The sequence below is a fragment of the Rhizobium oryzicola genome, assembly GCF_030504645.1.
Lineage (GTDB): Bacteria > Pseudomonadota > Alphaproteobacteria > Rhizobiales > Rhizobiaceae > Neorhizobium > Neorhizobium oryzicola.
The window spans coordinates 276,968-290,555 of sequence record NZ_JAUKWQ010000001.1 but is presented as its reverse complement, the minus strand read 5'-3'; the positions used below and the strand labels follow the sequence as shown (position 1 = coordinate 290,555).

Here is a 13,588-nt window from a genome sequence, read left to right as displayed (position 1 = left end):
ATAACAGCAATTGTGACGTTCGAGTATCGATGCCAACCCTGTATCATCATCCCATGTCCTCGGCTTCGAGGTTCGTCCGGCTCATTCTGGCCGAATATGGTTTTCAAACCGATCTGGTCGAGGAGCAGACCTGGGAAAAGCGGCGCGAGTTTCTCGCGCTCAATCCCGCTGGTACCCTGCCTGTCTATGTGGATGACAGTATGCGGGTGCTGAGTGGCGCCAATGTGTTGCTCGAATTCCTGGATGAGACTCATGGCGTACTGAAGCGCGAGCGACGGCTTCTGGCGGAGGATCCCTTCCAGCGGGCCGAGATCCGCCGGTTGACGGAATGGTTCCTGGTGAAGATGGAACAGGACGTCACCCGGCCGTTGACGCGCGAGCGCGTCTACAAGCTGCAGATGACGCCGGCCCAGGGCGGCGGCGCCCCGGATTCCAAGGTGCTGCGGACCTCGCGCGCCAACATCCGCCAGCACATGAAGTATCTCTCATGGCTTGCCGGTTCCCGCACCTGGCTTGCGGGCGAGCGGCTTTCCTATGCCGATCTGGCAGCCGCCGCCTCCATCTCCGTGATGGATTATCTCGGCGAAATCGATTGGCAGGAGACACCGATTGCCAAGGAATGGTATCAGAGGCTGAAATCGCGGCCTTCGTTCCGCCCGCTGCTGGCGGAGCGCATCCGCGGCATTACGCCGGTGTCTCATTATGCGGATCTCGACTTCTGATCAGACAGCTGACGGTTCCGCTCTCTCACCCAAAGCGGCGGAGCGTCGGCGCAAGCTGACCGCCTTCATCCGCCAGGAGGCGCAGGCCCAGGGCTTCGATCTCTGTCGCATCACGCTTCCAACCGCCATTCCAGAGGCACCCATGCGCCTCGCCCAGTTTGTCGCGGCCGGACGCCACGGCACCATGGAGTGGATGGAGGACACGAAGGAGCGCCGCGGCGACCCGCGTGTGCTGTGGAGCGAAGTGCGCTCCATCGTGATGTTCGGCCTGAACTACGGTCCGGAGGAAGATCCGCGCCTGCTGCTCTCGAAGCGAGACAAGGCCGTCATCTCCGTCTATGCCCGCAATCGCGATTATCACGATGTCATCAAGGGTCGGCTGAAAGAGATTGCCACCCGCTTTGCCGCCCGCGCCGGCGAGGATGTCAAAGTCTTCGTCGATACGGCGCCGGTCATGGAAAAGCCGCTGGCGGCAGCAGCCGGTCTCGGCTGGCAGGGCAAGCATACCAATCTCGTGTCCCGCAGCCATGGCTCCTGGCTCTTTCTCGGCAGCCTGTTCACCACGGCGGAACTAGAGATCGACGAAGCCGAACGAGACCATTGCGGCTCCTGCCGCGCCTGTCTCGATGCCTGCCCGACAGATGCCTTTCCAGCCCCCTACCAGATCGATGCGCGGCGCTGCATTTCTTACCTGACGATCGAGCACAAGGGGCCGATCGACCGGGCGTTCCGGCCCCTGATCGGCAATCGCATCTATGGCTGCGACGATTGCCTCGCCGCCTGCCCCTGGAACAAGTTTGCAGCTGAAGCCTCGGAGATGAAGCTGAAGGCGCGCGAGGATCTGAAGGAGCCTTCCATCGCCTTTCTGCTGACGCTGGATGATGCGGCCTTCCGCAGCTTTTTCAGTGGCTCGCCGGTCAAGCGCATCGGACGGGACCGCTTCGTCCGCAATGTGCTGATGGCGGCCGGCAATTCCGGCGAGGCGACGCTGATCGAGCCCTGCCGCGTACTGCTCGGCGATCAGGCGGCGGTGGTGCGGGCCATGGCGGTGTGGGCGCTTTCCAGGCTGCTGCCGGCGGAAGAGTTCATGATCATGGCAAAAGGACGCGAAGCGGATATAGACCCACTGGTCGAACAGGAATGGCAGGACGCGGAGACGAGCTTATGCAGATGATGATCTTTGGCGCGGGCTATTCCGGGCAGGCAATCGCAGCCGAGGTACGGAAAGCCGGCGGCACGGTTTCCGGCACCACCCGCAGCGCCGAAAAGCTTGCCTCTCTGGAGGCGCAGGGGATCAAGGCGCATGTTTTCGACGGCCTCAGCCTGTCCGAGCCACTCAAGGCTGCGATGGCAGAGACAACGCATCTGGTGCAATCGATCGCGCCCGGGCAGGCAGGTGATCCGCTGCTCAATCTCTGCGGGGAAGATCTCGCCGCCGCATTCCCCTCTTTACGCTGGATCGCATATCTCTCGACCGTTGGCGTCTATGGCGATCATGGCGGCGGTTGGGTGACGGAGGAGACGCCGTGCCGTCCAGTCTCTGCCCGTTCCGTGGAGCGTGTGGCAGCAGAAGAGGCGTGGATGGAGGCGGGCAAAAAGCTCGGTGTGCCGACCGCTATTCTGCGCCTATCCGGTATCTATGGTCCGGGGCGCAACGGCTTCATGAATCTGGCACAGGGCACGGCACGGCGTCTGGTGAAGCCCGGCCAGGTGTTCAATCGTATCCGCGTGGAGGATATCGGCGCGGCAAGCCTGTTTCTGGCTGGGCGTTCGCTGGGCGGCATCTTCAATGTAACGGACAATGAACCCGCCCCGCCGCAGGATGTGGTCGCGGAAGCTGCGCGCCTGATGGGCGTGGAGCCGCCGCCGGAACAGGCCTTTGAGACGGCCGAACTGTCACCCATGGCACGCTCCTTCTATGGCGAGAACAAGCGCGTCTCGAATGAGAAGCTGCGCAACCTGGGGTTTTCATTCCTGTTCCCGGAATACCGAGTTTCACTCAGCCAGATGTGGGAAAGCGGCGGCTGGAAAGGCTGAAATGCGGGCCTTGAATCCCGATCCGGCACACCACCCGATCGGGTGAAAATTCCATCCTTAGCCACCTTGTCGGTCATTCTTTCTTAACGATTGAGACAAGGCATCACATTTTTTCCGCAAAATGGGCAGCAGAATCGTCCCGACGATAAAATTTTTTCTGCGATTTTTGTGATCGATTCACCATTGCGATTCCACCCGGAACGCTTTTCCGTTTTCCTACTGATTCTTTTGAATTTCTTCTAACTACGAGGCCGCTGATCGTTAGCCGGCTTTAATCACGAATGTTAATGGATGTAACATTGCGTGATCACAAACCCCACGTTTTCGCCTTTTTTGGCCGCGCTTTAGCCCCGCCGCACGCAAGTGCATGCCTTTCCACAGGGGACTTTACGATTTGAAGTTTGTTCGACGCTCTACCTTCGCCGCTGTCGCCCTCGCGACTTTTGCATGTCTGACCTCCGCTGAAGCCAATGCTGCGCCCGGTTGTGGTGGCGCCTCCTGGTATTCGGATTACACCAGGACAGCATCCGGCGAACGGATGAACCCGACGAATTTGACTGCGGCTCACCGCTCTCTCGGCTTCGGCACCAAGCTGAAGGTTACCAACAAGCGCAATGGCAAGAGTGTCATTGTTCGCGTCAACGATCGCGGCCCGTTCATCCGCGGTCGCGTTCTCGATCTCTCCAAGGCCGCCGCGCAGAACATCGGCATGGTTGCTTCCGGCACCGCCCAGGTTTGCTACGAGGTTCTCGGCTAAAGTCGGCAAGACTTGCCCTTGAGCCTGATCGCGGTTACACGCGGGCTTGAACCAACGGAGAGATAAAGCCTATGCGACTGGGCGGACGGATGGCGGCAGCCATCGAGGTGCTGACCGATATCGAAGCGCGCAAGCGCCCTGTCGCGGATGCGTTGAAGGATTGGGGCCTTTCCCATCGCTTCGCGGGGTCGGGTGACCGGGCCGCCATCGGCAACCTCGTCTATGACGCGCTTCGCATGCGTCTCTCCCATGCCTGGCTGATGGACAGCGAATCCGAGACTGCTCTGGTCTATGCGGTATTGCTGCGCCAGTGGGGCTATTCGTCGGAGACGCTTGCCGCGGAACTTTCCGACGACAAGTTCGCGCCAGAGGCACCGGATCTTTCGGCGCTTGCCGCCCGCAATCTTTCCGATGCGCCCCTGCATGTGCAGGGTGACCTGCCGGATTGGGTGCAGCCTTCCTTCCAAGCCTTCTTCGGTGACAACTGGCTGGCCGAAGCACAAGGCATGGCAACGCGCCCGACACTGGATCTGCGCGCCAACACGCTGAAGGCCAACCGCGACAAGGTGGTGAAGGCGTTGGATCGCTCCGGTGCCATGCCTTCGCCCATCACGCCGAACGGTATCCGCATTCCCGCAGGGACAGGACCGTCCCGTCTCCCGAACGTCACCGCTGAAGTTTCCTTCGAAAAGGGATGGTTCGAGGTGCAGGACGAGGGATCGCAGATCGTTTCCGATCTCATTCGTCCTGCGGAAGGCACACAGGTTCTCGATTACTGTGCAGGCGGCGGCGGCAAGACGCTGGCGCTTTCGGCGGCCATGCATAACAAGGGCCAGATCCATGCCTATGACGCCGACCGCAAGCGGTTGGCGCCTATCATCGAGCGGCTGCGCCGCGCTGGCACGCGCAATGTGCAGGTGCATGACCATCCGCGCGATCTGGTGAACCTGGAAGGCAGACTGGATACAGTGCTGGTCGATGCACCCTGCACGGGCACCGGCACCTGGCGGCGGCGCCCGGATACCAAATGGCGCCTGACGCCGCGCACAATTGAGGAACGCACCGCCCAGCAGATCGACGCACTGACCAAGGCCTCGGCCTATGTGCGCCCCGGCGGCACGCTGGTCTATGTGACCTGTTCCGTTCTGCCGGAAGAGAACGACCAGCAGGTACGCCGGTTCTGTGACGAGCATCCGGAATTTTCCATCAAGCCTGTCCTGGATGATTGGACCGCCTGCTTTGGCGCGGCGGCGCCGAAGCCGCATTCACCTGACGGTTCCACGCTGACATTGACGCCGGCAACGACCGATACGGACGGCTTCTTCTTCTGCCGCATGCAGCGCGAGGGCTGATCCGCGCACGGGTTTTGACGTTTGCCAAATCCGACAAGAATGATGGAAACGTTCTAAACTATACTGTTTGACACAAGTTTTAAATTGCGCCATGACCTGCCGCATGAGGTCTACTCATGCAGGAGGGACAATGATCCGCAAGACCGTTCTCGGCGCCGCCATGGCGCTTTTCGCCACCTCGGCGGCTTTCACCGTCACGAAGGCCGAGGCCGCCGAAATCACTGCCAAGGCGGTGCTCACGCATTATGCCGAACTGGCACATGCGAAGTATGAGGATTCGCTGATCACGGCGAAGGCGCTCGACAAGGCCATCAACGCGTTGATCGCAAAGCCCTCCGAAAAGACACTGATCGCAGCACGTCAGGCCTGGATTGCCGCGCGCGTTCCCTACCAGCAGTCGGAAGTCTACCGCTTCGGCAACCCGATCGTCGACGAGTGGGAAGGCAAGGTAAATGCCTGGCCGCTGGATGAAGGCCTGATCGACTACGTCGATGCCTCCTATGGCACTGAGAGTGACCAGAACGCCTACTTTACCGCCAACGTCATCGCGCATCCGAAGCTCACCATCAATGGCGAGACGATCGACGCCTCCAAGCTGACGCCGAAGTTTCTCCGCAGCCTGCACGAGGCCGGCAAGGTGGAAGCCAATGTGGCGACTGGCTATCACGCCATCGAATTCCTGCTCTGGGGCCAGGACCTGCACGGCACCGGCCCGGGTGCGGGCGAACGCCCCTATACCGATTACGACAAGGCGCATTGCACCCATGACAATTGCGACCGCCGGGCGCAGTATCTGAAATCAGCCTCCACGCTTCTGGTCTCCGATCTGCAGGAGATGGTAACCGCCTGGAGCAAGAAGGGGGAAGCCACCAAGGCCGTGACCGCTGATCCGAAGGCAGGCCTTGCCGCTATCCTGACCGGCATGGGTTCGCTCTCCTATGGCGAGCTGGCGGGCGAGCGCATGAAGCTTGGCCTTCTGCTGCATGATCCCGAAGAAGAGCATGATTGCTTCTCCGACAATACGCATGCCTCACATCTGAATGACGCCATCGGCATCGCTTCTGCCTATAACGGCACCTACACTCGCGTGAACGGCAAGACGCTCACCGGCCCCTCGCTCTCTGATCTCGTGAAGCAGAAGGACCCGGCGCTGGACAAGGAAATGACCGCCAAGCTCGACGCGACGCTGGCCGCCATGAACGCCATTGCCAACCGCGCCAAGACTGTCGAGGCCTATGATCAGATGATCGGCGAAGGCAATACCGAGGGTAACGCCGTCGTGCAGAAGGGCATTGACGGACTGGTTGACCAGACCAAGAGCATCCAGCGGGTGATTGCGGCGCTCGATGTCGGCCAGGTGAAGATTGAAGGCTCCAAGAGCCTTGACGACCCCAAGGCCGTCTTCAAGTAAGCGAGGTGCGGGCGGCTGGCCGACAGGTGCAGCCGCCTTTTTCCATGACCAAGGCCAGAGCCTTTCTTCTGCCCGCACTTTCAGGGCTGATCACTTTGCTGCCGCTTGTCGCCGCAAGCGGGGATGCCCTTTTGCGCGCAACGCGCAGTGATCTTTCACCTGCCGATATGGCGCGCGTGGAAGCGGTGACCCGACCCGCCACTGACTTTGCCAAGGCGGAAGCCTATGAGGCCATGTCCGGCGGTGGCGCAACCAGTGATGCACGTCCTGATCAGGATGCCTTTTCGCATCCCTCCTCCACCCTTTCTTTCGAAGACCAGGAACGCTTTCATCTGGGCAATGCCCTGTTCGGCAAGCTTTGGGTGGCGGCGCCCTCTTCCACGCAGGCCTCGGATGGTCTTGGTCCGCTCTATAACGCCCGCTCCTGCATGAGCTGTCATGGCCGCGACGGACGCGGCTCTCCGCCGGAGGGCAAGGCGGATGCGGTTTCCATGTTCCTGCGGCTGGCGCGACCGGCCCGCACCGAAGCCGAACGCGAGGCCGTGAGCCGCCACGAAGCGCTGAATTTTCCCGATTCCATCTATGGCGAGCAATTGCAGGATCTCGCCGTTCCCGGCCTGAAGGCCGAAGGCCATATGCAGATCCGCTACGAGGAGCAGGTGGTGACACTTGCCGGTGGAGAGCAGGTGACCTTGAGAAAGCCCAGCTATTCCGTCTCCGATCTCGCCTACGGGCCGCTTGACCCCGACACCACGCTTTCGCCACGCGTCGCGCCACCGATGATCGGCATGGGGTTGATCGAGGCGATCGATGAGGCTGACATTCTCGGCCATGCCGTACGCCAGAAGGCGGAAGGACAAGGCATAAACGGCCATCCGGCACTCGTGCGCGACCACCGCACCGGACAACTGACCCTTGGGCGCTTCGGCTTCAAGGCACAGAATGCGTCTGTGCGAGACCAGTCGGCTGGCGCCTTTTCCGGCGACATGGGCATTTCCACGCCGGACCGCCCGAACCCTTACGGCGACTGCACCGCCGCCGAAGCCGCTTGTCTGGCAATGGCCAACGGCGTGCAGCAGCGTCTCGGTGACACCGAAGCGCCGGACCCGGTGCTTGACCTCGTCACCTTCTACTCCCAGCATCTGGCCGTGCCTGTGCGTCGCAAGGTGGATGACCCTGTTGTGCTGAAGGGCAAGGCCGCCTTCTACGCGGCCGGCTGCGCCTCCTGCCATGTGCCGAAATATGTGACGCGCCGCGATACGCCGGACCCGGCGCTCGCCTTCCAGCTGATCTGGCCCTATTCGGATTTCCTGCTGCACGACATGGGCGAGGGTCTGGCAGACGGGCAGGCGGTGGGCGAAGCAAGCGGTCGCGAATGGCGCACCTCGCCGCTCTGGGGGATCGGTTTGACCCGCACCGTCAGCGGCCATAGTTTCTTCCTGCATGATGGGCGCGCCCGCAACCTGACCGAAGCCATTCTCTGGCATGGTGGTGAGGCGGAGAAAGCCCGCAACGCCTTTGCCGCCCTTGGGCCCCAAGACCGGGCGGCGCTTATCACTTTTCTGGAGTCGCTCTGATGCGCCTGTCCTTCACACTTCTTTCCACCCTGCTCTTTGCCGCACCCGCGCTGGCGCAGGAGGCCGCGCCCGCGATTTCCGAGGAAGCCGCACGCTCCGTGATGACGCATGTGGTTGATGAGGTGATCCGCCCAGGCTATCGCGATTTTGCAGCTCAGGCGGGCCGCGTGCAGGAAGCCATGGCGGCGCTTTGCGCGACACCCTCCGCAGATCATCTCGAAAGTGCCAAGACAGCCTTTGCCGACACGGCACGAAGCTGGGCGCGGATCGAGATCGTCCGCGTCGGGCCCGTCATCGAGGACAACCGCTTCGAGCGCATTCTCTACTACCCCGACCGCAAGGGCACGGGCCTCAAGCAGACCCAAACGCTTCTGACACAGCAGGACCCAGGCGCCACGCAGGCGAGCACGCTTGCCGGCAAAAGCGTCGGCGTGCAGGGCCTGACGGCGCTGGAATATGTGCTCTACGGCACCGATGCAGAGCAGTTGACCAAGAGCGCCAACGGCTTTCGCTGCCTTTACGGTCAGGCTGTGGCGACAAACCTTCAGCGCGTTGCAGGTGACCTTGCCAGCCAGTGGGACGCGCCTGATGGGATCCAGCGGGCCTGGAAAACCCCCGGTCCAGAAAACCCGCTCTATCGCAACGGCCATGAGGCGCTGACGGAGGTGCTGGGCCTTCTGGTGCATGGCACGGAGACGCTGCGCGACCAGAGGCTGGAAACCTTCTACAAAGGCGGCGACAACCCGGTCTATCCCAAGCAGGCGCTGTTCTGGCGCTCAGGCCTGACCTGGGTGGTATTCAAGGAGAACCTGGAGGGAATGCGCCGCCTCGTGCACGCCTCGGGCCTCAAGGATCTGCTGCGGCCCGGTCAGATCTGGATCTTCAATTCGATCGACGTCTATCTCGCCTCGCTCTCCAACAAGGCAGCCGAGATCAATCCAAACCTCGAAGAGGCGGCGAAAGACACGGGCCAGAAGAACAAGCTGGACGCCCTCCTCGCTGATAGTCGCGATCTCGTGCTGCTCTATAATGACGATCTCGGCGGCAATCTGGGCCTCACCGCCGGCTTCTCCTTCTCGGACGGAGACTGATCTCGTGTGGAAGAGCGCCGCCCTTGACCGCCGTGCCTTCATGAGGGCCGCCGGCGCCGGTTTTCTGGCAGCGCTTGGCCCTCGGTCTCTCTACGCGCTTGAGCGGGCGGATGCCGTGTTCGCTTCCGGTTTCCGCGCGCCAGACGGCACCTATGGCATTGCGACCGTCAGCGAGCGTGGGGAGGTGATCGACCGCATTGCGCTACCCGCCCGCGCCCACGGACTGACCTATTGCCCCGCCACCGGCCGCGGCGTCGCCTTTGCCCGGCGCCCGGGCACCTTTGCGATGATCTTCGACCCCGCCGGACGCGCAGCACCTGTTGTCATTCATTCGCCGGAGGGGCGCCACTATTACGGACACGGGCATTTCTCACCGGATGGCCGTCTGCTCTATGCCAGCGAGAATGATTTCGACGGCAATCGCGGCATGATCGGCCTTTACGATGCGACGGATGGTTTTCGCCGCATCGGCGAGTTTGATGCGCAGGGCATCGGCACGCATGACATGACCGTCAGCGATGACGGTCGCTACCTGCTGATTGCCAATGGCGGTATTGAGACCCATCCGGATTTCGGGCGGACAAAGCTGAACCTCGACCACATGGAGCCATCGCTGGTCGTGCTCGATGCGAAGACAGGCCATGTCGTGCAGCGGCATACGCTGCCCGAGACGCTCCGCCAGCTCTCTACCCGCCATCTCGATATCGACGGCGAAGGGCACGTGTGGTTTGCCTGCCAATATGAGGGGTCGCGCAACGACCTGCCGCCGCTGGCCGGGTATTTTTCCGTGGGCGAGGATCTGACCTTCCTCACACTGCCGGAGGAGACGACGGCGCGTCTGGCCAATTATGTTGGCGCGATCGCCATCAACCGCCGCGATGCGATCGTCGGCCTTGCCTCGCCCAAGGGCGGGGCTGCGGTGCTGGTCGACGCGAAGACCGGACGCGTGATCCGTGAGGACAGCGTGCCGGATGCGGCAGGCGCCGCACCATCGACCGATGGCATTGCCGTCTCATCCTATCGCGGCGATCTCGCTGGGACGCGCTCGGCGCTGGCGTGGGACCAGCACATGATCCGGATCGCGTGAGAGGTCGTAAATCTATCCTATACCCCCTCTGGCTGCCGCCATCTCCCCCACAAGGGGGGAGAACGCCAGCAGCACGGCCCCGCCTCTCCGAACCCACTGCGGATGCGGCTGGGTTAAGCCCTCCCCCTTGTGGGGAGGGGTCTTGAACGACCGAGCGCGATGGCGGCAGCCAGAGGGGGAATTGCCCAGGCAGCAAGCCTCCGCTTGGAAAATGAACCCTGAAACCTAGATCGGTGACGATGAAGAAGATCCTGACATACCTCGCATTCATCGTCCTCGTCACCGGCATCGGCGCGCTGATCGGCATCATGAACATTCCGGGCGAATGGTATCAGTCGCTCGCAAAGCCCTCGTTCAATCCGCCCAACTGGATCTTTGGTCCGGTCTGGACGACGCTCTACGTGCTGATCGGCATCGCCGGTGCCCGCACATGGCTCGCCGAGGGTTTCTCAGTTCGCATTAAGATCTGGCTGGCGCAGATGATGCTGAACTTCCTATGGTCGCCGGCCTTCTTCGGCCTGCACAGCACCGGCCTTGGCCTTGTTGTCATCCTGCCCATGCTGGCAGCCATCATCCTCTTCATCGCCACGAGCTGGCGGGCAGACCGCGTCAGCGCCCTGCTCTTCCTGCCCTATCTCGCCTGGGTTGGTTTCGCGACGTTGCTTAACGCATCCCTGTTCATGCTGAATTGATCTGAAGCTTGCCGCACGGCACCAGCCATGCAATTTTGCGCACCGCAAAAGGGGCATGCGCATGGACGAAATCGATCCGGGGGATTTTGAAACACGGGTGAAGCGAAGCTTTTCGCGGCAGGCCTTTATGGGCACGATCGGCGCGGAACTGACCCGCGTGCAACATGCCATGGTCGAGATCGAAATGCCCTTCGACCAGAAACTGACCCAGCAGCACGGTTTCCTGCATGCGGGCGTGATTGCGGCGGGGCTCGATGCAGCCTGCGGCTATGCCGCCTATACCGTCATCGAGCCCGATGCTTCGATCCTCACTATCGAGTTCAAGGTGAACCTGATGTCGCCGGGGCGCGGCGAACGCTTCCTGTTTCGCGGTGAGATCACCAAGCCCGGCTCCACGATAATTGTCGCGGATGGACGCGCCTATGCGCTGAGCGACGGACCGGCCAAGCTGATCGCTTCCGTCAGCGGCAGCATGATGATTATTCGCGGACGGCAGGATGTAACCGGATGAGCTTTGAACTTCTGACCGTGGCGGGCAAGCGCCTGCTGTTTGTGATGGCCGCGGATGCCGAATATGGCCCGCATTTGCAGGCGCGCATCAAGCCGCTGATGACGGGTGTCGGACCTGTCGAGGCCGCCGTCTCGCTGACGCGGGCGCTTTCCGAGCTTTCTGCACGGAATGAACTGCCGGATCTTGTCATCTGCCTCGGCTCGGCCGGGTCGCGCACACTGGAGCAGGCGGAGGTCTACCAGATCACGTCAGTTTCCTATCGCGACATGGATGCCTCGCCGCTTGGCTTCGAGAAGGGCCGTACACCCTTCCTCGACCTGCCCGCCACCATAGCTCTGCCTTACCGCATCCCTGAAGTGCCGACCGCCTCGCTCTCCACCGGCGCCAACATCGTCTCGGGCGCGGCCTATGACGGCATAGACGCCGATCTGGTGGAGATGGAAACCTATGCCATCCTGCGCGCCTGCCAGAGCTTTGGCGTGCCCCTGATCGGGCTTCGCGGCATCTCCGACGGCAAGGCGGAGCTTCGCCATGTCTCGGACTGGACGGAATACCTGCATGTGATCGACGAGAAGCTGGCAAACGTCATCGACCGCCTGGCAGAGGCGCTGAAATCAGGCGCTTTGGCGCTCTGAACCCGGTTGCCAAAACGAGCATTCTTCATTAAAGGCTCGCCATGACCCAGATCGCCCATCACGACCGCCTCCTCATCATCGATTTCGGCTCCCAGGTGACGCAGCTCATCGCGCGTCGTCTGCGCGAATTGAACGTCTATTGCGAAATCCATCCTTATCAGAACGTCACGGATGACTTCCTCGCGACGTTCAAGCCGAAGGCCGTGATCTTCTCCGGCGGACCGGATTCGGTGACACGCGAGGGTTCGCCTCGCCCGCCGCAGTCGGTCTATTCGCTCGGCGTTCCCGTGCTTGGCATCTGCTACGGCCAGCAGGTGATGATGCAGGATCTGGGTGGCCAAGTGGAAGGCGGAAAGATTTCCGGCGGCGGCGGTACGGCCGAATTCGGCCGCGCCTATGTGACGCCTGCTGACCAGACGGACCCCTTCCTCTCCGGCTGGTTCGCTGATGGCCGCGAGCAGGTCTGGATGAGCCATGGCGACCATGTGAGCCGCATCGCCCCGGGCTTCGAGGTCTATGGCACCTCGCCCAACGCGCCGTTCGCGATCACCGCTGATCCGAAGCGTCATTTCTACGCCGTGCAGTTTCATCCGGAAGTGCACCACACGCCGAACGGCAAGACGCTCTACGAAAACTTCGTCAAGCTGGCGGGCTTCAAGGGCGACTGGACCATGGGCGCCTACCGCGCCGAGGCGATCGCCAAGATCCGCGCCCAGGTGGGCGACAAAAAGGTGATCTGCGGGCTCTCGGGCGGCGTCGACAGCTCGGTTGCTGCCGTGCTCATCCATGAGGCGATCGGCGAGCAGCTGACCTGCGTCTTCGTGGACCACGGCTTGCTGCGCCAGGGTGAGGCCGAAGAGGTCGTCACCATGTTCCGCGACCACTACAATATTCCGCTGATCCATGCGGACGAGCAGGAACTGTTCCTCGGCGAACTGGAAGGCGTGACCGACCCGGAAGTGAAGCGCAAGACGATCGGCCGTCTCTTCATCGACGTGTTCCAGAAGCATGCCAACACGATCGACGGCGCCGAATTCCTGGCGCAGGGAACGCTCTATCCTGACGTGATCGAAAGCGTGTCTTTCTCGGGTGGCCCTTCCGTCACCATCAAGAGCCACCACAATGTCGGCGGCCTGCCGGAAAAGATGGGCCTGAAGCTGGTCGAGCCGCTTCGCGAACTCTTCAAGGACGAAGTGCGCGCGCTGGGCCGCGAGCTCGGCCTGCCGGACAAGTTCATTGGCCGCCACCCCTTCCCGGGTCCGGGCCTTGCGATCCGCTGCCCCGGCGAGATCACCCGCGCCAAGCTCGACATCCTGCGCAAGGCCGATGCGGTCTATATCGACCAGATCCGCAAGCACGGTCTCTATGACGAGATCTGGCAGGCTTTTGTGGCCATCCTTCCCGTGCGCACCGTCGGCGTGATGGGCGATGGCCGTACCTATGACTATGCCTGCGCGCTGCGCGCCGTCACCTCGGTCGATGGCATGACCGCGGATTACTACCCCTTCACCCACGAATTCCTCGGCGAAACCGCGACCCGCATCATCAACGAGGTCGAGGGCATCAACCGGGTGACCTACGACATCACGTCCAAGCCGCCCGGCACTATCGAGTGGGAGTGATTTTGGGCGCGAGACACACCTGTTGACTTCCTCGGCGGCAAGCCCGTACCATCGGCGCGCGGTGCAGGCCGCCTCCGGGTCCGCGGAAAGGGTC

General features: G+C 62.0%; 13 protein-coding genes. All 13 read left to right on the top strand.

The window, feature by feature from the left end; genetic code table 11:
• Positions 1-29: 29 nt before the first annotated feature.
• The 13 genes from Q2T52_RS01415 to guaA all read left to right on the top strand — a co-directional run bounded on the left by Q2T52_RS01415 (position 30) and on the right by guaA (position 13,494).
• Positions 30-722 carry a glutathione S-transferase family protein gene (locus Q2T52_RS01415; protein ID WP_302074897.1) on the top strand — a complete coding sequence of 231 codons (693 nt, stop codon included), beginning with the start codon at positions 30-32 and terminating at the stop codon, positions 720-722.
• The gene (queG, locus tag Q2T52_RS01410; RefSeq protein ID WP_302074896.1) at positions 703-1,896 is read left to right on the top strand and encodes a tRNA epoxyqueuosine(34) reductase QueG; all 1,194 of its coding nucleotides are present in this window, start codon (positions 703-705) and stop codon (positions 1,894-1,896) included. The genes Q2T52_RS01415 and queG overlap by 20 nt, the downstream gene beginning before the upstream one ends.
• Positions 1,887-2,759: an SDR family oxidoreductase gene (locus Q2T52_RS01405; RefSeq protein WP_302074895.1), complete on the top strand. Its 873-nt coding sequence runs from the start codon at positions 1,887-1,889 to the stop codon at positions 2,757-2,759. The genes queG and Q2T52_RS01405 overlap by 10 nt, the downstream gene beginning before the upstream one ends.
• Before the next feature lie 394 nt (positions 2,760-3,153).
• On the top strand, positions 3,154-3,516 hold the full coding sequence (locus tag Q2T52_RS01400; RefSeq protein ID WP_302074894.1) for a septal ring lytic transglycosylase RlpA family protein: 363 nt from the start codon (positions 3,154-3,156) through the stop codon (positions 3,514-3,516).
• A 71-nt stretch (positions 3,517-3,587) separates the two neighbouring features.
• The gene (locus Q2T52_RS01395; RefSeq protein WP_302074893.1) at positions 3,588-4,868 is read left to right on the top strand and encodes an RsmB/NOP family class I SAM-dependent RNA methyltransferase; all 1,281 of its coding nucleotides are present in this window, start codon (positions 3,588-3,590) and stop codon (positions 4,866-4,868) included.
• A 130-nt stretch (positions 4,869-4,998) separates the two neighbouring features.
• Positions 4,999-6,279, top strand: coding sequence for an imelysin family protein (locus tag Q2T52_RS01390; RefSeq protein ID WP_436799471.1), 1,281 nt, complete (start codon positions 4,999-5,001; stop codon positions 6,277-6,279).
• Positions 6,280-6,323: 44 nt separating this feature from the next.
• Positions 6,324-7,856: a di-heme oxidoreductase family protein gene (locus Q2T52_RS01385; protein WP_302074892.1), complete on the top strand. Its 1,533-nt coding sequence runs from the start codon at positions 6,324-6,326 to the stop codon at positions 7,854-7,856.
• Positions 7,856-8,947, top strand: coding sequence for an imelysin family protein (locus Q2T52_RS01380; protein WP_302074891.1), 1,092 nt, complete (start codon positions 7,856-7,858; stop codon positions 8,945-8,947). The genes Q2T52_RS01385 and Q2T52_RS01380 overlap by 1 nt, the downstream gene beginning before the upstream one ends.
• Positions 8,948-8,951: 4 nt before the next feature.
• Positions 8,952-10,034, top strand: a complete 1,083-nt coding sequence (locus Q2T52_RS01375) for a DUF1513 domain-containing protein (RefSeq protein WP_302074890.1) — start codon at positions 8,952-8,954, stop codon at positions 10,032-10,034.
• Between the two features lie 239 nt (positions 10,035-10,273).
• Positions 10,274-10,726 (top strand): TspO/MBR family protein, encoded by a 453-nt coding sequence (locus Q2T52_RS01370; protein ID WP_302074889.1) that lies wholly within the window; start codon positions 10,274-10,276, stop codon positions 10,724-10,726.
• Positions 10,727-10,787: 61 nt separating this feature from the next.
• Positions 10,788-11,237 (top strand): PaaI family thioesterase, encoded by a 450-nt coding sequence (locus Q2T52_RS01365; protein ID WP_302074888.1) that lies wholly within the window; start codon positions 10,788-10,790, stop codon positions 11,235-11,237.
• Positions 11,234-11,872 carry a 5'-methylthioadenosine/S-adenosylhomocysteine nucleosidase gene (locus Q2T52_RS01360; RefSeq protein ID WP_302074887.1) on the top strand — a complete coding sequence of 213 codons (639 nt, stop codon included), beginning with the start codon at positions 11,234-11,236 and terminating at the stop codon, positions 11,870-11,872. Before Q2T52_RS01365 ends, Q2T52_RS01360 begins: the two co-directional genes overlap by 4 nt.
• Before the next feature lie 41 nt (positions 11,873-11,913).
• Positions 11,914-13,494: a glutamine-hydrolyzing GMP synthase gene (guaA, locus tag Q2T52_RS01355; RefSeq protein ID WP_302074886.1), complete on the top strand. Its 1,581-nt coding sequence runs from the start codon at positions 11,914-11,916 to the stop codon at positions 13,492-13,494.
• Positions 13,495-13,588: the final 94 nt, after the last annotated feature.